Below are 18,584 nucleotides of genomic sequence, written 5' to 3' on the forward strand. Positions count from 1 at the left end.
ATCGAGGACCACATCTAACCACAACTTGTTGTTCAACTTGAAGCACAAGTTGTTGCTCACCATGACCAGTCGTCAGCCGGCTGCTGATCCGCCGGGCCGTCCCAGCCGTCGTAGACCTCGTCCGGACGCTCGCTGGCGGCCCTCGCGTCGCGCTCCTTGCGCACCGCGTCGATGAGCAGCGCACGCTTGCCGATGAAGTCCTGCCAGGCGAGCGCACGCGGGTTCCGCAGGCCCTCGGTGGTGGCGTACAGCTCCGACATGGCCCGCAGCTCGTCCGGGGTGAAGCCGGCCTGCTTGAGCTTCACGAAATGGCTGGCGAGCGCCCTCACGTTGGCCTCCAGGCCGAACGCCCACGGCTGCGCGCCGACCGTCTCGCGCCAGTGTCGGGCCAGCCCAGGACCCGTGTCAGGACCGGGCCTACGGCCGCTGGAGCCCTGATCACGGCGGCCGGCACCCCAGGATCCGTGCGGGGCCTCGGAGCCGTCCTGAGCAGGCGCCTCGTCGTCCCACAGACCCATGGCCTTGGCCGGGTCGTAGGCGTCCTCCTCGGCCGCCCGGCGCTCCTCCTCGGCTCGCCGGGAGGGCCTACGCGACGCCGTGCGCGGAGCGTGCGGCCCTTCCGAAGGAAGGAGATTCTTTGAATCTCCTTCTTGTTGCGCCACATTTGGCGTGACCCCTACGCCAGATTTGGCGTAACCCATCTCCTCCGGGGTGGCCAGGAAGTAGTTGCACGGACCGCCCGACCAGCGCCGCTCGCTGCGCAGCCAGCCGCTCTCGCGCAGCTCGGTGATGCGCCGGGAGACCGTGCGAAGGGACCAGTTGAGGTCCTTGGCGAGCGTCGACTGCTTCGGGAAGGCGCAGCCGTTCGCCCCGGCGTACTTGGCCAGCAGGCAGCCGAGACGGAAGGCCGCGTCGGAGATCTTGTGATCGAGGATGAAGACGTGCGGGGTCTGCACCCACAGCTCGTGGGCCTGGAGCCGGTCCTGCTGCTCTTCGGTCACCGGCCACCCTCAGAGATGATCAGGCCGGCAGACTTCAGCTCGACCCACCAGCCGTTGATCTTCGGCAGGGTGTCGGACAGCTCCTCGGCGAGGGCGGCCGGCGTCAGTTCGGCGCCCTCCTCGCGGGTCAGCAGGTACAGGTATAGGCCGCGTGCGCCGCTGGACATGCGGACGTCGGCAGCGATTTCGCGGGGGACGCTCACGGGCGCGTTGGCCCAGCCCTGGAGCGTCCCGGTGGGGAAGTCGTCGTGGCTCATCTGGTCACCTCGGAAGAGCGGTGGGGCAAGGGGAAGCGGGGCGGCCGGGGACCGCCCCGCTCGGTGGCCTTCTCAGGCCGCGACTTCGCGGATCTCGACGTCCTTGCGGGGCCGGCCGCGCAGGGGCTCCCACTGCTTGGTCTTGGGGTTGAGCCACTCCTTGCGGACCTTGCCGGTGGCCCGCTTCGCCGGCTGCTCCACGACCTCGACCGGCTCAGCCGCCTGCACGGCGCTGGCCTTGACCGACTCCAGGCCCTTCATGGCCAGGGCGGTGATGGGGCGGTAGCGGACCTCGGCCAGATTGGCAGCGGCGTTGGACTCGTCGACCAGGCGCAGGTGCCTGACGACCGCTTCGAGAACCTCGACGACGTCGGCGTTCGGCGGCCGGTAGCGCTCGATGTGGACGACATCGCGGTGCGCCGCGGCGACCTCCTCCTCCAGCGTCTCCTCCGGCTCGTCGGCCGACTGCTCGGGGAGCGGTACGAGGGTCTGGGTGCCGCCCTTGCACGGCTCCTCCTCGGCCTCGGGCTCCTCCTGGGAGGTGTCCTCGTCGACCTGGTCCTCGTCCTCCTCCGCCGCGTCGTCCGCCTCGACCTCGGGCTCGGGCTCGGACGGGGTGATCTGCTTGAGGGCGTCGCGCAGGTCCAGGACGGTGATGTCCTCGTCGTGGGCGTAGTCGACCAGGTCGCGAAGGTCGTCGTCGCCTTCGTCGGCGGCTACCAGGAGGTAGCGGTCTCCGTCGCGCTCGGCGAGCGTGCTGCCCAGGACGGTGTAGATCTCCTCATCCCGCGCGGGGACCGCCGACTCGGCGTTGTCGCGGATGACCTTGGACGCCTTGTCGAGGGTCTGGGCGACGACCGCGGTGTAGGGGACCTCCGGGTCGACCTCGCCGCTCCAGTTGTAGACCGCCTTGACGGCCGGAGTGATGTGGTCGGCGGCGGCGGGGAGGACGAACTGCACTTCGTCGTCGTTGGTCGGCCGGCCCTTGCTGTCGATGCCGAGCCAGTCGTCGAGCAGCTCGGTGACGGTGCCCCTGTCGACGGGGCCGGAGCCGGCGACGGCTATGTGGATGGTGGCCAAATGTGCTCCTTGTACGGGCACGTCGCGCCGTCCGGACGGACGCGCCGGAGGATCAAGACTTGTGGAACATCTTAACGTACAAGTTCTTCAACTTGTGAAACAAGTTGAGCAACAAGAGAGCCCGCACCGATGATCGGGACGGGCTCTCTGGCCGGCAGGGTGGATCAGCCGTTGGCGTCCGCCGTGGTGGGCGCCTTGTAGAGCGCCTTGGCGAGCAGCTCCTGGAGGGTGGTGTCCTTGTAGACGCCGAAGTGCGCGGCGACACCGAACACGAAGGCTGCGGCGGCGCTCCAGCCGGCGACGGTCAGGTTGAAGGCAGAAGGGTCGGAGACGTACTCGGTGCCCAGGCCGCCGGCCGCGGACAGCGCGGCGAGGAGGGCGCCCTTGACCCAGCCGGCCCAGGTCTCCTTGGAGACGAAGGCGACGAGAAGGGGAAGGACAGCGCCGACCAGAAGGTTGACAAGGCTTACTCGGTCCATTGACACTCCGGAATTCTTACGAGAAGACGAGATTGAACGTTGTTCCCCACGGAACATTGTCCTGGAGAATTTCCGTGAGACGTTGTGCGTGCCGTGCTCTTCCGGGGAAGTAGAGGCTTTTGGAAGAGTCGCTGGTGCCCTGCCACAGGTAATCGGCAGAAGGGTCCGATCCGTCGAAGTAGTCCCCCAATTCCGTGCCCTCTTCGACGAGGATGTCGTCTGCCCAGAAGGCGATTCCGTTGCTGCTCGCCGCGTACGTCGCCTTGGGCACGAGGACACCCGCATAGATCTGGCGCGTGCTGGTGTCCGGCGGCGTCCAGGTGTAGAAGACGCGCACCCAGTCGCCATCGACCAGGTCGGGCCTGTTGGCCTTGATCCAGTCGGTGTCAGGGCCGTAGCGGTAGGTCGCGGCGATCGGGTCCCAGGCTGCGGCGCTCACGGCTGGATAGCCGGCGGGGACGTTCACCCAGGCGGAGACCGTGTGCGGTACGCCAGTCCGGAGCAGGTCGCCGCCCTTGGTCCCCGGATTGATGCCGCCGAGAGTGGCGATGCCCAACTGGTTGGGCGTCGAGGTGCCACCAGCGGGCGCCTGGTACTTCAGAGATCCCGGCTTCGTCCTCCCGACGGTGCCGTCCCACGTGAATGTGTTGGTCACTCCAGTCGCGCCGTGAAATCCCCAGCGAGAGGTCCCCACATTCATGCCGGGATTGTTGACGAGGTTGGCGCGCTTCGGCTTGACGCGGATGGTCAGCATTCGCGGCGCCAGCCAATCCGGGACCTGGTAAGCAGGGTCGGCCGAGTCGTAGGCGATGTAGTGCGCGTCGGCGTAGAAGTACCAGCCGATCTGAGGGGATCCGCTTCCGTAGTAGACGTACGGCGTCACGCAGGCGTACCTGGCGGTGCTCGGCGCGGTGACGCTGACCTGCGCGGTGGACCAGATGCCGTTTGGCTGGCTGGTGTTGTCGGGTGCCGCGGAGAGGCCGTCGTAGACCAGGTTGTAGTTGGCGTCGTAGCAGCGCACCCAGACCCGCCACTTACGGGACACGTCCGTCGACACCGACACGCGAGCGGTGATTCGGCCGCTGCCAGCCTTGAGCGGGGCGAGCGCGTCGGTGTGCGGGTCCAGGCTCCATCCGGTGGAGCCGTTGGGGATGTAGAGGATGGTGGACTTCGCCGAGTAGGCGCCGACCATCGCCCGTTCCTGGGTGCGTGTGGCGACGGTGCCGTTGTAGGACTCGTAGCACATGTGGTCGTCGTGGAAGGCGGCCGAGCGGTCCAGGAGGTTGCTGGAGGGTGCTCCGGTGAACTGGATGCGGTCGAAGGCGACGACGCTGGCGGCGGGGAGGCTGTCCCAGTGGAAGCCGACGCTGGCGTAGGCGGCGCCGTTCCACAGGGTGCCGGCTTCGCCGCGGTTGTAGTCGATGGGCGCGGTCGCGGTGAGGCTCATTCGCTTCCAGGCCGAGGTCACGCTGGTCAGCAGCTCCGAGCCGCTGACCCACGACATGGCCGGGTCGGGCGAGGTGGTGTTGGCGATGCCAAGGTCGGCAAAGCCGCCGGCCGGTGCAAGGGTGTTGATGGCTGCGGTGCCGCTGGAGGTGCTGGTGGCTGCGGCGCTGATGATCAAGGAGTACTCGGTGACGGGGTCGCTTCCGGTTGCCGAAACGGTCGTCTGGATGGGCTGGGTGGACAGGACCGGGGCCATCACAGGCTCCTTTCGAGCAGACCGAAGTACGCCCCGTCGGGGGTGGCCTGGGCGACCGAGGCGAGCTTTCGGGGAGCAACGCCGGGGCCGACGTACTGGTAGACCTCGATCAGGTTCGTGGCGTGGTTGATGAAGATGCGTCCGCCATCGGGGATCTCCGGCCAGGTCGCCATGACGGTGATCGTGCCGCTGACGGTCTTGGTAAGCCGGGTTCGCGATGCCATCCAGAAACTGCTGGCGTCGCTGTTCGAGCGGATGACGAAGCCATGCTCGGCTCCGGAGCCGAGGCGGGGCCGGCTCATGAAGGTGATGTAGAAGCGCAGGTCGCCGATCGGGAAGCCCCAGGGGATCGTGTTCAGGGCATAGAGCTTGTAGGGCGTGGTGCTCGGGGTGATCGGCGAGAGCATGCCGTCGGAGACGACCCAGGTGCCGCTCGTCCGCCAGGCGTTGGATCCGTCCCAGGTCCACCTGCTGGAGAAGCTCTTGTCTCCAGCGAGCGTGGGGGTGGGCTCGTTGAAGCGCTGGAAGAACCCCTGGTTGTAGCTACCTCCGTCGTTGATGGCCGTGATGAAGTTGCCCTGCTCGTCGTACCACTCGACGAACGGACCGGCGAGGGTGCTGCTTCCGCCGGACAGCAGCTTGGTGTAGGCGGAGGTGGTGAAGCTCTGCTGAGCGGGGCCGGCGAAGGACCAGTAGGTGTTGTCGGCGGCGTCGCCGTCCGGCTGCTTGTTCCGGGAGTCGACGCGAGCCACGTAGGCGAAGTTGTTGAACGCCACACGGTCGCCGGCTACGTAGCCGACCTGGGGACTCCACTGGGGGATCCGGTTGAGGGGCACGCCCCACTGCCGGACCATGGTTGCCATGTCCAGCGGGTCGACGCCTTGGGTGTCTGCGACTTCCCAGATGTTGCGGTTGGTGCCCGGCTGCACGCCCTGGTTCTTGACGAGTGCCCGCCAGACCGTGCCGCTTGCGTCTCGGACGAGGTTGTCGAGGCGGTAGACGGTGCTCGACGACCAGGCGGTGGCGACGGGTGTACCGACTGAGCGGACGCCGAGGGTGGCCGCCGAGCTTCCCTGGTTGGTGACGATGCCGGAGTTGTTGTCGGTGTTGGTACCGGTGACGGCGGTCAGGCCGGCGGCCACGCTCAGCCCGCCGGGGTAGGCCCCGGTGATCAGGTTGCGCAGGCTCCAGGTCGAGGGGGATCGGGTGATGGGGTTGGTCAGCGCGCTGCCGACGTCGATCCTGGAGCCTTCGGTGACCTTGCTCCACCAGCCACTGCCGACCACGGGCTCCTGGCCGTGCGACGGGTCGACGGTGCCGGTGACCGAGAAGGTGTTCATGCCGGCGTTGTAGGCCGTCGCGGCGGCGTTCTTGCCGACCACCTTCGTCATGAACGTGTGCGTGCCGGCGGTGAGGGTGTAGCGCCCCAGGTAGCGAGTCGAGTACCAGATGCGCGGCTTGCCTGCGAGCGGGGCCAGGTAGTGGTCGACCGTGCCGATGCTGCTCTTGACGCCGTCGATGTAGTAGTCGGTCTTACCGTAGGCCGTTCCGTCGATGGCACCGATGGACAGGTCGTACACGCCGTCCGCAGCGATGGTGAAGTTCAGCGTGACGTAGGAGTTGACCGGGCCGCTCAGCGCCAGGTTCGGGCTGACGCTCAGGAGCATCGTCCCGCCTGGCCCCTGCTGAAAGCCGCCGTTGGGGTTCTTCGTCACGGTGCCGGAACTGGCCGCGACGGTGAGGAGGTCGGCCCGCGTCTGGTTGCTGACGGACTTCACCGCTGTCCAGAGCGCTCCGTTGTAGGCCACGACCTCGCCACCCTGGTAGGTGAGGTCCTTGTTCCATGCGGGGTACTGCGGGTTCGCGAATGCGCTCTGGTCCTGGTTCAGCATGAGGTTGCTGCTGTCGCCGATCTCGACGTCCCAGCCCGTGAGGGTGTTGATGAGGTCGCTGATGCCCGCGTCGGTCCCCCGGTTCCGGGCGAGCCCGACGGCCTTCTTGGTGTGCAGCCGGCGGCGCAGGGGCTCGTCGCTCACTTCGTTGGACACGCCGAACTGGTGGGCCAGGTGCTCGACTGCGGTGTTCGGTGCGGTGCCGATGCGACGCAGGTCCCGCAGGATGCCGGTCTCGGTGGCGATGGTGTCGAGCTGGTGCCCGAAGATCCGGAGGAACTTATACAGCTCCGGATTGGTGACGCCGTCCTCGTACCCGGTGACCTCGGTGGTGTCGAGTCGGTAGGCGCGAGGGATCGACTCGTACAGGCGCAGCGCGTAGCCCTGGTCCAGGACGGACAGGCCGGCCGCGGCACCGGCTCGGACCCAATCCTCGGTGAGGGTGGCAGGCTCCCAATAGCTGCTGTCGCTGCCGGGGGTGATGCCGGTGCTGCCGGCCATGGCACCGTAGTTGATGCCGTTGTAGCTGACGACGTCGCCGGCTGCGTATGCCGTCGTGCTCGACCAGGTGGTGACGCCGAGGAAGATGGCGTAGTAGAACACCCGGCCCGTGGGGAGCCCCATGTCGTCCCAGGTACGGCCAGGGGCGCTCTTGGGTATCTCGGCGATGACGGTGCCGTCTTCACCGTGCGCCGGCACACCGAAGGCGTTGCGGACGATCCGCAGGACGCTCCAGGTGTTCTGCGACGCGGCGCCCCACGCGAGCTGGATGTGGCCGGGAGCGACCGGCGTCGCGGTGACGGGCTCGACGCTGTACTGGACCGCCGTCTCGGCTCCGTACAGGCTCTTGCCGTAGTAGTCGTAGCCGTACACGGCCATGTGCATATCTCCTGGGGGTGAGCCGTGTTCAGGCCGACGGCAGCGCCGGGTCGATGTCGTCGATGGGGCGCGTGTTCATGTCGCCGGGCAGCGCGCGGATGTAGGTCATGCCGCACCACGCCCAAGCGGTGATGTTGCCGACCGGGTTTGGGTAGCTCGCGCGGTTGTGGACCCGCATGGAGTCCATGTGCCGGATCTGGAGCTGGAGCCGCTCGCCCTGGAACCACTCGCCGCTGTAGGTCAGGTCTGCTCGGTGGTAACCGTGCGTGCCGCGCGGGTTGGTCGACATACCCGTCGCGACGTCGGTGTCGTGGTCGGACAGGTACATGCGCGCGTAGCACATGTGGTCCAGCGAGTTGGGCCCGGTGGGGATCGTGGCGATCAGTCGCATGGTGATGATCCACCAGCCGGTTTTCGGGCAGGTGATCGTGGGGCTGCTCAGCCAGGGGAAGAACTTCGTCGGGATGCCCAGGTCGGTGATCTTCCGGTTCCACGTCACCGGGTGCCAGTCCTTCGTGATGTCCACGTCGAGCTGGTCCTTGGTCGGTGCGATGGACGTGCCGGTGCTCCGGGCGGAGGCGACGGGGAGGTTCCAGCCGGTGGTGCTGGCATCGACGAGTTGGTTGACCGTGGAGGCGACCTGGTCGTCGTAGCGCTGCATGGCGTCCAGCCGGCTGGCGACGTCCTTGTACGCGTGCGTCTTGCCGACTGCGTCGGTGTAGATCTGCGGCTTGGTACCGATGGCCGTCTCGACACCCGTCAGCTCGTCTTGGATCTCGTTGACGTCAGCGGCCAGGACGAAGTCCCGGCCATCCTGGTGGGTCGGGAACGTACGGACTGCGTTGGGGTAGACCTTGCTCATGGGTGTCCTTACTGGCCGCCGTCTGCGGTGATGTAGATCTGGCCGGCCACGGGGATTTCCCAGTCGCGGCAGATGATGTCCTGGGCTCCGGTCTGCTGTCCGTCGGCTCGGGCCAGGAGGGGGATGCTCACGTACTCCACGCCGGGGATGCCGTCGAGCAGTGCGTAGACCTTGGATGCCGGGATGCGCTGACCGAACGTGGAGCGCTGGCTGGAGAGGAGGTCCTGCAACGCCTTCTGCGCGGCCAGGACCACTTCCGAGGCCCGGAAGTTGGCGTAGATGCCGAGGACGACAGGGTTGGCGGCCGACCCGACGTTGACGCCGACCAGCGTGCCGGGCACCACATCGACGTAGACACCCGTGAGGGTGCGGTCCTGCACATAGCGGGCCGTGGCGGTGAGCTGGTCGTCGGACGGCACGGAGTTGTCCGCGCCGACGGTGGCGATGGTGATCGCGCTGTAGTGGGCGCCGATGGCCTTTGCCTTGGCGTTGCCGGGGACCGCGAGCGCCAGGTCCTCGAAGTCGCGCAGGCTCACCGCGCGGTCCTGAGCGCGGAACGCCTTGGGGGCGTTCGTTCGGATCGACTCGGTGGACTCGACTTCCCGGCCGCCCGTCATGGCGGAGGAGCTGGCGATGTAGAGGCCGGCGATACCGATGCCGATGTCGACGACCTGGTTGGCGTCGATGTTTCCTCGGACCCCGCCACCGACTCTGTACGCGGCGTACACAGGGACGGCCAGATCCGGGATCGCCCCGAGCGTGCCGTCTCCGAAGGTGATCGTCACGACGCCGCTATCGGTGCTGTTCACCGTGAAAACCTGGTCGGTGGCCGCGGCGGTCAGGAGGTCGTTGGTGGGCTGCCACTCGACCACGACGTCGCTGCCGACGAACACACGGACGCTGTCCACGAGAGCCGGAGCGGCGGGCAGCGTGAAGGACTGGCCGGCCGTGCCGTCCGAGGTCCCCAGGCTGTCGACGAGCACGAGGGTCTCCGTCGCGGTGCCGGCGTTGAGGGTCAGCGTCTGGGAGCCTGCGGTCGCACCTTCGGTGACGGAGACGGTGGCCGTGCCGCCCTGAGCTGGCACGGTGACCGCTACGTCCGTCTCGAAGGTGAGCGGCGCGTCGAGGCTCTCGATGAACGCGGTCGTCACCTGCGTACCCGCGGGGATGACGACGTCGGTGGGCTGGGTGGAGTCGGTGACGAAGGTGACGCTGCCGGTCGACGGGGCCGCCGCTGCCGGCGTGTACCCGAGCAGGGCTGCATGGGCCAAGACCGAGGAACGCTGAGTTGCCGTCTCCAGGAATGCTTCGCGGGCGGCGGCGTCCTGGTAGTACGACAGGATGTCGCCCATGTAGGCGAAGAGGTTGACCAGCAGCACACCGAAGTCGGCCGTGTTACGCCCCGACCATTCTGGATAGACGCGGGCAGCATGGTCGAGCATTGCCTGCCGGAAGCCGTCGAAGTCCTTCGCGGTGTAGTCGATAGCCGGCGAGCTGGACGTAAGATCCGCCACGGTGAGTTTCTCCTGAATTGGGACAGCGGAAGGAATCCCAATTCGTGCACCGTATGTGGATCAGTTTATGAGGCGCGAAAGCCCGAGTGTTATAGGGAGCTTCCGATGACCTGCCCGCCCGGCATGATGCGCACGCTTTCCGTCTGCACCACCTCGACGGTCGGGGTGTTGGTCAGGGCGACATCCACCTCGACGTCCACGATCCCCTCCTGGTCGTCGTCGACGACTGGCCGGATCGCGGTGATGGTGGCGTCCGGCTCCCAGCGGGCCAGCGCATCCCGTACAGCCTCGCCGAGGAGTGCCGGCGCGATGGGATCGCTGGGCCTGAACAGCGCGGCCGAGACGTTCGAACCGAAGGACGGCTCACCCACGTACTCGCCGGGCATGGTTGCCACCACGGCGCGCGACCGCTGAACGAGCATCCTGTCGGGGTCGGTGTTGACCGCGATGCGGCCCATGGCGTCGAGTTGGAAGGGCATGCGCATCTGCACCGTACCGGCGCCGGGGTAGCCGGCGACGCTGGTCACGGTGTGGGCAGGGGGCGCAGTCTGCGGGACCTGCCCGCTGTCCGGCCGGCTCTGCGGCCAGGTCTCCGCCACGGCAGCCATGACGGCGCTGGTGTAGGCGTAGAACGCGTCCGTGCGCCGCGAGGAGTCCGCGATGGACTTCAGCGTCAGGTCGGCGCTGATGTAGAAGGACTCGCGCAGCCCACGGCTGAGTTCGAGCTGCACGCCCTGACCGCGGCTGTTCCGGTTGGCGACGTTGAGCGTGTCGTTGCCGTCGATCTCGGTGGGCGCGGTGGGGGCGACGTTGAAGCCTGCGGCGACCAGCCGCGTCCTGATCGCGTCCCCGAGTTCGGTGTCGATGCCCCCGATGTAGGTCGTCAGGTCGCTGCCGCTGGTGCCGTGCCAGGAGACGGTCCACTCCGCAGATCGCAGGACCTGGAAGATCGTGGGCTCGTCGAAGTGCGTCGCGGTGACGTGCAGCGTCGAGTTGCCGCTGCTCATCACGCCTTGGAACGAGTAGAAGTTGTTCCCGGTCGTCGAGGCGCAGTAGTCGGCGAGCTGTGTGGTGGGTGCCTCGATGCCGCCGCCATGGATGGCGATGTGCGCACCGCGCGCTCCGGTGACGACGCGCGAGGATATGAGGTAGTCCGTGCCGAGCGTCTGGTGCGCGGCGAGGTCGGCGTAGTTTGCGTAGGTGTCGGCCAAGGGACTGGTCCTTACGTGATGCTGCCCAGGTGGACCCGCGCGTTGACGTAGAAGGCGTCCCCTGCGTTGCGGGTGAAGCCAGCCGGCTTGTCGAAGTGGACGGCGCCGGTCGCGTTGACGTAGCCCCACGAGGTGATGAAAGTGCCGTCGGTCTTCTGCTCGACCACCGGGTAGCCGACGCGGTAGTTGGGGTTGTAGTAGCCGTCCGGCACGGTGAAGGCCGTGGACGCGGCTGTCGAGTCGGTGACGGTGATGGCTCCGCAGATGTGGAGGTTGCCCCAGGAGTCCCTGCGGTACTGGATGGCCTGCACGCCTGTCGTGCCGCCGAAGGCGGTGGTGGTGGCCCAGCCGGCAGCCAGGACGGGGTTGGTCCAGTGGTCGCTGCCGAGCAGCGGATTGGCGGCGGACACGGTCATGCCGTCGAGGGCGTTCGGCGCGAGCTGTGTCTGTGTGATGGTGCCGGTGGCTATCTGGGCTCCGGTGATCAGGCCCGGCTCGGCGGTCCAGTACACCAGTCGGGTGCCTCCGCCATCGAACGCGGCCCAGACCCGCTCCCCCACTGCCGCGCCTCGGACGACGGTTCCGGAGGGGTAGGCCCACCCAGTGACTGCATTTCCCGCCACCTGGGGGATCCGCAGTCGCACCCGCCCCAGGTTCTGGGGGTCCTGGGCGTGGGTGACGACGGCGGCGTAGACATCGCTGTTGGTCGGGGTCAGTGCCATGGTCACGCCCTTCCGATGTGGCGAGCGCGCCAGCGTCCGTCGATCAGCGCCGTGCCGGTCTCGATGTCACCGACCAGTCCGGCTTTGGGGGTGGAGTCGAGCCCGCCGACGCGGTTGCGGCCGAGGGTGACGTCCGTCCAGAAGACGCCCGCCTCTGGCCGGTTGGGCATGACAGAGATGCGGTGCGTGCTGGAGCGGACCATCCACAGGCCCGAGTCGTCAGGGCCCAGCGAGCTTCCATCCATGTCCAGCTCGGTGCCGGGGCGTAGGCGTGAGTCGCCGCGCACCGTGGCTTCCGCGTGCACCCACAACCGTTCCCGCCGAGTCTCGGCCGCGAGGACTTCAGCAGCCTCGGCCTGGTTCGCGAACGGCCGGCCGGTGCTGTACTGCGTCACCGTGCTGTCCTGTGTGCCGTCGGCGACGACCCGGACCAGGGCCTTGGTGGTCGGGTTGAAGGAGAACCCCTCGCGCCGGGTCCGTCTGCCGCCGAGCGGGTCGAGCTGACCCGCAGTCGACTTCCACGTCTTCACGGTGTCGGTGAGGGCCTTGGAGTACTGGAACGTCGGCCGGTCCTCACCTGTCTCCCGCAGTGACACCAGCGGGTCGGTGACCGCGATCGTTGTGCCGGCGGCGACCAGCCGGTAGCCGACCTCGTCGGCCAGGTCGCGCAGGAAGGTGAAGTCGCTGGCCGCCTGCTGCGGGAGGTTCTCGAACAGCCGACTGTTCTGCTGGACCTGGGCACGCAGGCCGGCGGCGCCGATGATGGACCGCGCCACGTACGAGGCGGTCGACGACGGCCACAGGCGGTTGGCCTGCGACTGCATGTAGTACGTCGGTCCGATACAGGTGTAGACAACGGGGACCCTGACGGAGGGAGCGAGCGGCTGGTGCGTGTCGCTGCCCTGGACCGCCACTGACGAGACGTACCCGTAGAACGTCGTCGAGCGAACGGTGTCCCCGAAGCGCAGCGCGATGGGCGTGCCCTCGGGAAGCGCGCCTGTGGCGTCCAGCGACCAGCCGGAGCTGCTTGAGGCTCCGCGCTGCACCTCGTGCAGCACGGTGATCTGCGCGACCTCATGCAGCGACTCGCCCTGAGAGATCACCGCGTCGGTGACCCATTTCCTCCCGCTCAGAGCGGGAGTCTCCAGGGAGATGGTCGGCCACTTGCTAGACAATCGGAATCCTAATCCTTGTCCCGACGGGCAGGTTTGTCCAGTTCTGAATGTTCGGGTTGACGTCTGCTATCCGCCACCATTGAGTGGCATCGCCGTAATTGCGGTAGGCCAGCAGATCTACCCTGTCGCCTTCCGCCCAGGTGTATACCTGCACGGTTGCCGACAGGGCCCCCGGACTCTTCGGAAGGATCACGTTACGGGATTTCCCGTCACTTCCGGTAATGATGGTGGTGACGTTGGATGCGTATCGAGAATTCGCGGGAATCACGGCTACACCTCCTTTGTCGCCAGGTCCACCGTGAGGCTGAGTCCGCAACGCTGCGGAATCATCTCCCGCGAAAAGTGGGTGTACGCGACGGTCAGTCCAGTCACGGTCCCGTAGTAGGACAGTTGGTTGTTGGCCAGGAGGCCCGCCCCGGACGCCGAACCGCCAAAGAAGAACGTGCAGGGATTGGGCTGCATAGCCCGGAGCACCTTGTTGTTCGCTCCCTTGGCCGTGACGTCGTAGGCGCCGGTGACGTTGTAGAGCGCCTCCACATCGGCGAGTACGCCCTTGTAGGCGGCCTCGTCTCCGGGGCCTATGTCACCGGGAAGCACGCCTTGCGTCCCGCCGTACATCTCGTACGTCCTGTCGAAAAGCAAGTCGAACGAGAGGGTGCCGATACCCTGCGCCCCGATGATGTTCCCGTCCGTCGACATCTGATCTGCCGACAGGTTGTATCCCTGCTGGTGGCTGATGTTGATGGTCGAAGGGTTGAACAGGAAATCCAGGTACAGGTAGCCGCCCGTGACAGATTTCTCTTCACGGTAGATCGAACCGCGCCAGAACGCCGGATCCTTCTTTGCGGCCAGCCCGAGTGCCGGAATTCCCCGCATTCTGGAGTCGAACTTCGGGTTTCTCGCGTTTACCATCAGACACCTACCCCGAGTTGCTTGATGCGGTTGTCTGCGGCGATGCAGTCGACGACCTTCTTGGCGGCATCGGAGGCCGCACGGTCGGACATGACGCCGCTGACGGTGATCTGGATGGCGCCCTGAGCGAAGGTGAGGGCGACGCCTCCCCCGCCGACAGCCCCTCCAGCGGCTGCGCCGGCTGCGGCGCCGGCCGGGGAGATGACGTTGACCGAGTCCTTGATGAGTGCCTGACGGATCGTTTCTGCCTTGGCGGCGGGGATGATCATCTCGCCCTTGTGGACGCGGGCGTCGAGGTCCTGCGGGATCTCCCAGGCACCGGAGGCGTACCAGTGCGGGCTACGCCGCTGCCACAGGTCCCACGCCTTGGAGGGCTTCCCGTAGTCCGGCCGGCCGGCGATGTAGTCGAGGCCCCACTCGATCTGCGTGGCGGGGTTTGTCCGCCAGTCCTTGCCCTTGGAAGCCATCTTCGATCCGGGCAGCGCCTGCGGGATGCCGTAGGCGTCGGAGCTTGGGTTGTCAGCCTTCTCGTTCCACCCCGACTCGTGCTGCCAGAGCTGGTAAAGGGCGTTCCACTCCTTGCCGGTCCAACCTCGCTTGGCCGCGAGCTTCTTGCCCAGGGCTGCGTTCCCCTTCGGGTTCGAGGGCGCACTGGAAACCGTGGTTTCGCTGTCTGCGTTGACCGACTGGCCCGTGCCGCTGGTCTGGGGGCCCATGGTGTAGCCAGCGCCGCCGGACAGGGCTGCGGCCAGGGCGTCGACCTCTTCCTGGCTGACGCCGTTGCCCGCGCCGCCGAAGTAGCCGGCATTGCCGGCGCCTGCCTCGGTGTCGGTCTGCTTCGTGTCGGTGTTGTAGCCGTCCAGCGCGCCGACGCCGCTGGCCACACGGCGGACGGTTTGGATCTCGCCCAGGCTGTAGGAGCGGACCCGGATGGGGACCCTGGGGTTGGCGGCCTCGACGACCTTGCCGTCTCCGATGGCCATCATGACGTGGCCCTCGTTGGGGAAGAGCAGGTCGCCGGGCTGGATGTGCTGTTTGTCGACCCCCACACCGACCTTGATCTGCTGCTGCGAGATTCGGGGCAGCGAGATGCCAGCTTGGCGGTACGCCCACTGGACGAGGCCGGAGCAGTCGAACGCCTCTCCGGGCGCCTCGGCACCGTAGATGTAGGGCAACCCGACCTGGGTCAGGGCAGCCTTGATGGCTGCTGCGGCGTTTCCGTGCCCCGTGTGGCCGGCGGTGGCCGCGGAGCCGTCAGCCTTCTTACCGGACTTTTTCTTCGGAGAGGAGTCGTGGTCGGCACCGCCGCCGATGTTGATTGGCAGCAGGCTCTTACCGAAGTTCCAGATCGACTTGAGCTGGTTAACCGGCTCCTTCGTAGCGGTGGCCCACGCGCCAGAGGCACCGACGACCTGCTTGACGCCCGGCAGTTCGAGGAAGTGGTTGATGGCGCTCTCGAACTTCTGGACGGCGTGAGTCGCGGTCTCCAGGTTGTGCGCGAAGCTGTCGCCCATGTTGGCGTCGTGCTGGCGTTCCTGGGCCTCGAAGTCCTTTCGGGTCTGCCCCAGGCTTTCCGAGACCCCGTACTTGCTCAGCTTGCTGCGGGCCTTGTCGCCCTTCTTGCCGGTCTGGGACGCGTCGGCGATGAGCTTGTCGGCATCGGCCGACGACATCTTGGAGTTCTTCAGCAGGGTGTTCCGGCCCCGCATGTACTCCTTCAAGTTGTCGATCGTCTCTTCGTCCCAGCCGGCTGCCTGGCCGAGCTGGTCAACGTTGTAATCGAGCACCTGGCCGCTGGCGGTGGCCGCCGCGAACTTCTTGCTGTCGATGCTCGTCGACCCGAAGGTGCGCTGCATGATGTTGTCGGCGAGGGTGCCGATGCCGGTCGCCTTTCCGCCCTTGCCGATGAGCCGGCCGTAACCGAGGCGGGTCGCAGCGAGTGACGCCTGCGGGTTGTAGAGGCTGGAGGACAGCTTGGCGCCGCTCTCCGCGTCCAAGCCGGCGACGAAGGCAGCACCGAACGTGTTACCGCGGACGGTGGCCTGCGCCTGGGTCCCGTAGGTGAGGCCGAAGTTCTTGTCCAGCAAGAAGTTCGCGTTGCTCGCGTCCTCGGTGGACTTGGCCACGACCATGCCGTAGCTGTGGTCACGGATCGCGTTCTTGAGGCCCCACTTGTCGTAGCCCGGATTCGCCGGCACACCACCGGAGGCGATGGCCGCCCAGTTGGTGTACCGGTCCATCTCCTCCATCTGCGGCTTCATACGGTCGCCGTACTTGACCGCCTGCTGGTAGATGGCGTTGACCGGCCCCTTGCCGAGGGTGGGTGCCGGGCTGCCGTCCACCGAGCCCATGGCCTCGTCCGCCGGGACGGTAGAGGAGAAGCCCTGCGGCGGGGGCGTGTTGTACTGCTGTTGCTGCCGGCCCAGGTTGAGGACCGACCCGTTGCGCGTCGCGTATACACCGCCGCCGCTGACGCGGGCACTGGACAGCCCTGCGCCGCGGTTATACGCCCACATCCGGCCGCCGAGGCGCAGGCCGTAGGTCGGGCTGTTGGCGATGTTCTGCCTGCGTATCGCCTCGTCGAAGAGCGATCCGTAGTAGGCGTCGGCGTTCGCCTGGCGTGCCTGCGAGACCCGAGCCGGCGTGATGCGCGCTAGCAGGTCGGGGTTGATGCCGCTAGAAGGCTGCTGGGGGGAAGAACCCATCCGCCGCATGGCACGGATGCGGGCGAGCTGGTCGTCCTGTCGACGTCGGGCCTCTTCGTTGGCCTGCTGCTGCTCCTGCCGTCGCTCCTCCGCCTGGCGCCGCTGCTCGTCGCGCTGTATCGAGAGCATCCGCTGGATGTTCATGCTGCTGCGAAGCGTTGCCTGCGCCTGCGTATGGGCGTCTGCGCGGCCGACCTGGGCGTCGTAGCGCGAGGCGAGGCGCGCGCCCACAGCACCCGTGTAGACGCGCCCGGTGACGGGGTGCGTGAAGGAAGTGGCGTCGCTTGGCCCGCCGGCCTGCGTGACTGTGTTGGCCGGCGGGTGGGAGATCGGGGCCGGGTTGATGCGGGTGGTCTGGTTCGCCGCGGGGAAAGCCTGCGTCGGCATGCCCCGGAAGGCAGCCCCGCGTGTGGCCGAGTTGATCGCGCCCTGGAGAGCCTTGTTCAGCGCGGCGACGTTGGCGCCGAGCTTGTTGATGTCCTGCTCGACCTTGTCGGCCGCGCGCTGCATCCCGTTGGTGCCGAGGAGGCGGCCCCCGAAGTTGGGCTCTCCACGGTTGATCTCTTCCTCAGCCACTGGAGGCCGCCTCCCTTCTGTTCTTGACCCAGAGCGCCAGGTCCCGCCAGTACTCGCGCTCCTGGACCGTCAGTTGCTTGATCTCGCTGAGCTGCCACTCGGGGTGGGCGTAGGCGAGGGTGGTGTAGTCAGCCCGTGCTGCTCGGGCGTCAGAAATCGCGAAACAGGTCCGCCACCGAGAGCGGCAGCGGAACCTCCCCTCCGCACGCCTCGTGCTCGATCGACAGCTCCAGCAGCCGCGGTCCGGGCTGCTTGGCGGCGAGCTGGGAGAGAATGGTGCGTCGGTCGGCCAGGCCGAGGCTCTTGGCGAGGTCCGCGCCGCCGGGCTTGGCGTTGCCCTGGTCGTCGCGGGTCTCGACGAGGCACCGGGACAGGAGGACCGAGTTGTGCTCCGCGTTGGTCGCCTTGGGGTCGGCGAGCATGGCTGCCTGGTCGGCGCCGGTCGGGAAGCGGACGATGGCGTAGCCGCCCTTGCGCAGCGGGACGGTCAGCCGGCCGACCTCTGCCGTCTGGGACTTGATGTCGCCGAGGGAGATGGTGGCCGCGAAGTCGTCTCCGCAGGTGGGGCAGATGATCTCGGCGAACTCCATCTCGTCGCCGAAGGTCACCCGCCTGATCGCCAGGACCAGGGCGTCGCGGTCGCCGAGCAGGAGCTGCGGGAGGATGTCGGAGGTGGCTGGCACGTCGCCGATGCGGACGGTGCCGAGTTCCAGCAGCGTCTCCAGCAGGCGCAAGGGGTTGGAGCGGACGCGGGCGAGGGCCTCCTCGTCGGCGCCCGTCAGCTCGCGCACTTCGGCCTCGGTGATGATGTGGTCGTCTCGGACCAGGCCGGCGGGCAGGGTGACGAGACAGTCGGCGGGCGCGGGTATGGACGGCGGCTCGCCGGCTGAGTCGGTGAGGAGGGACTGGATGGTGGCGGTCGCGCCCTGGGTGTCCCCGAGGACGTCGACCTGCCGACCACCAGCGGGAGAATCGAAGGTCCAGTCGTACTGCATTTCAGACATGAGTGATTTCCTTGTGTCGGGAATTACTTGATGACCGCGTAGGAGTTCGGGCCGTAGCTGTCGGCGACCTTGAAGTCCCATCCCTCGTGCGCGAACGTGAGCTGGGAGACGGCGAAGGTGTTGCTTCCGGCGTCGAGGTCACCGAAGGCGACCGAGGTGGGCCAGGCGTTGTAGAGGCGCCATACCGCCTTTACCGCAGCCTTGCTCTTCGTGACCGGGTGGTCGATGAGCATGATGTCGATCGTGGCCCGGAATTCGTTTCCGGTGTCGGAGCCGGATCCGTTGCCCTGCATGACGTCGAAGAGCTGGTACATCCAGTTCACGAGGTTCTGGTCGCCGGGCATCATGCCCTTGGACAGCGTCACGGGACTGAAGTCGCTCTGACCAGGCATTTTCTGGGTCGTGGTGTTCATCCCGCCGGCCCTGTAGGCGATGACGTCCGTGGTCACGGAGAGGCCGGAGACCGACATGAAGCCGAGCTTCGGATAGGCCGAGGAGAGCTTTCCTACCTGGCTGATCTGGACGTGGAACTTGAACGAGCGGAGGGGGTCCGTCTGTCGCGTGGCCAGACTCTGGCTTTGCGAAACGGTCTTGAGGGTGGAGGCCATTCACT

At 67.2% G+C, this 18,584-nt stretch carries 16 protein-coding genes; all 16 read right to left on the reverse strand.

What is annotated here, in order from left to right:
- Positions 1-56: 56 nt before the first annotated feature.
- Positions 57-1,001: a helix-turn-helix domain-containing protein gene (locus ACZ562_RS10910; RefSeq protein ID WP_471176232.1), complete on the reverse strand. Its 945-nt coding sequence runs from the start codon at positions 999-1,001 to the stop codon at positions 57-59.
- Positions 998-1,258, reverse strand: coding sequence for a hypothetical protein (locus ACZ562_RS10915; RefSeq protein ID WP_471176235.1), 261 nt, complete (start codon positions 1,256-1,258; stop codon positions 998-1,000). The genes ACZ562_RS10910 and ACZ562_RS10915 overlap by 4 nt, the downstream gene beginning before the upstream one ends.
- A gap of 72 nt (positions 1,259-1,330) precedes the next feature.
- On the reverse strand, positions 1,331-2,338 hold the full coding sequence (locus ACZ562_RS10920; protein ID WP_471176237.1) for a hypothetical protein: 1,008 nt from the start codon (positions 2,336-2,338) through the stop codon (positions 1,331-1,333).
- Positions 2,339-2,502: 164 nt separating this feature from the next.
- Positions 2,503-2,817 carry a hypothetical protein gene (locus ACZ562_RS10925; RefSeq protein WP_471176239.1) on the reverse strand — a complete coding sequence of 105 codons (315 nt, stop codon included), beginning with the start codon at positions 2,815-2,817 and terminating at the stop codon, positions 2,503-2,505.
- A 16-nt stretch (positions 2,818-2,833) separates the two neighbouring features.
- Positions 2,834-4,519: a hypothetical protein gene (locus ACZ562_RS10930; RefSeq protein WP_471176242.1), complete on the reverse strand. Its 1,686-nt coding sequence runs from the start codon at positions 4,517-4,519 to the stop codon at positions 2,834-2,836.
- Positions 4,519-7,290 (reverse strand): carbohydrate-binding protein, encoded by a 2,772-nt coding sequence (locus tag ACZ562_RS10935; protein ID WP_471176246.1) that lies wholly within the window; start codon positions 7,288-7,290, stop codon positions 4,519-4,521. The genes ACZ562_RS10930 and ACZ562_RS10935 overlap by 1 nt, the downstream gene beginning before the upstream one ends.
- Before the next feature lie 28 nt (positions 7,291-7,318).
- Entirely contained in the window at positions 7,319-8,152 is an 834-nt protein-coding gene (locus ACZ562_RS10940) for a hypothetical protein (RefSeq protein ID WP_471176249.1), read from the reverse strand.
- 8 nt (positions 8,153-8,160) lie between these two features.
- The gene (locus ACZ562_RS10945) at positions 8,161-9,666 is read right to left on the reverse strand and encodes a baseplate J/gp47 family protein (RefSeq protein ID WP_471176252.1); all 1,506 of its coding nucleotides are present in this window, start codon (positions 9,664-9,666) and stop codon (positions 8,161-8,163) included.
- 89 nt (positions 9,667-9,755) lie between these two features.
- Positions 9,756-10,877 (reverse strand): poly-gamma-glutamate hydrolase family protein, encoded by a 1,122-nt coding sequence (locus ACZ562_RS10950; RefSeq protein ID WP_471176255.1) that lies wholly within the window; start codon positions 10,875-10,877, stop codon positions 9,756-9,758.
- A gap of 11 nt (positions 10,878-10,888) precedes the next feature.
- A complete protein-coding gene (locus ACZ562_RS10955) occupies positions 10,889-11,599 on the reverse strand; it encodes a phage baseplate assembly protein V (protein WP_471176258.1) in 711 nt (236 codons plus the stop codon).
- Positions 11,600-11,601: 2 nt separating this feature from the next.
- Positions 11,602-12,774, reverse strand: coding sequence for a hypothetical protein (locus ACZ562_RS10960; RefSeq protein ID WP_471176261.1), 1,173 nt, complete (start codon positions 12,772-12,774; stop codon positions 11,602-11,604).
- Entirely contained in the window at positions 12,767-13,042 is a 276-nt protein-coding gene (locus ACZ562_RS10965) for a tail protein X (protein WP_471176263.1), read from the reverse strand. Before ACZ562_RS10965 ends, ACZ562_RS10960 begins: the two co-directional genes overlap by 8 nt.
- Before the next feature lie 2 nt (positions 13,043-13,044).
- Entirely contained in the window at positions 13,045-13,686 is a 642-nt protein-coding gene (locus tag ACZ562_RS10970; RefSeq protein WP_471176265.1) for a hypothetical protein, read from the reverse strand.
- On the reverse strand, positions 13,686-16,967 hold the full coding sequence (locus ACZ562_RS10975; protein ID WP_471176268.1) for an aggregation-promoting factor C-terminal-like domain-containing protein: 3,282 nt from the start codon (positions 16,965-16,967) through the stop codon (positions 13,686-13,688). The genes ACZ562_RS10970 and ACZ562_RS10975 overlap by 1 nt, the downstream gene beginning before the upstream one ends.
- 149 nt (positions 16,968-17,116) lie before the next feature.
- Positions 17,117-17,971: a T4 family baseplate hub assembly chaperone gene (locus ACZ562_RS10980; protein ID WP_471176270.1), complete on the reverse strand. Its 855-nt coding sequence runs from the start codon at positions 17,969-17,971 to the stop codon at positions 17,117-17,119.
- Between the two features lie 23 nt (positions 17,972-17,994).
- Positions 17,995-18,579 carry a phage tail protein gene (locus ACZ562_RS10985; RefSeq protein WP_471176273.1) on the reverse strand — a complete coding sequence of 195 codons (585 nt, stop codon included), beginning with the start codon at positions 18,577-18,579 and terminating at the stop codon, positions 17,995-17,997.
- Positions 18,580-18,584: the final 5 nt, after the last annotated feature.

The organism is Streptomyces sp. NPDC040410 (assembly GCF_055595715.1).

Coding starts and splice junctions, on each gene's coding strand:
- ACZ562_RS10955 (WP_471176258.1), bottom strand. CDS start 11,599: ATGGCACTGACCCCGACCAACAGCGATGTCTACGCCGCCGTCGTCACC.
- ACZ562_RS10985 (WP_471176273.1), bottom strand. CDS start 18,579: ATGGCCTCCACCCTCAAGACCGTTTCGCAAAGCCAGAGTCTGGCCACG.
- ACZ562_RS10930 (WP_471176242.1), bottom strand. CDS start 4,519: ATGGCCCCGGTCCTGTCCACCCAGCCCATCCAGACGACCGTTTCGGCA.
- ACZ562_RS10940 (WP_471176249.1), bottom strand. CDS start 8,152: ATGAGCAAGGTCTACCCCAACGCAGTCCGTACGTTCCCGACCCACCAG.
- ACZ562_RS10970 (WP_471176265.1), bottom strand. CDS start 13,686: ATGGTAAACGCGAGAAACCCGAAGTTCGACTCCAGAATGCGGGGAATT.
- ACZ562_RS10935 (WP_471176246.1), bottom strand. CDS start 7,290: ATGGCCGTGTACGGCTACGACTACTACGGCAAGAGCCTGTACGGAGCC.
- ACZ562_RS10915 (WP_471176235.1), bottom strand. CDS start 1,258: ATGAGCCACGACGACTTCCCCACCGGGACGCTCCAGGGCTGGGCCAAC.
- ACZ562_RS10980 (WP_471176270.1), bottom strand. CDS start 17,971: ATGTCTGAAATGCAGTACGACTGGACCTTCGATTCTCCCGCTGGTGGT.
- ACZ562_RS10925 (WP_471176239.1), bottom strand. CDS start 2,817: ATGGACCGAGTAAGCCTTGTCAACCTTCTGGTCGGCGCTGTCCTTCCC.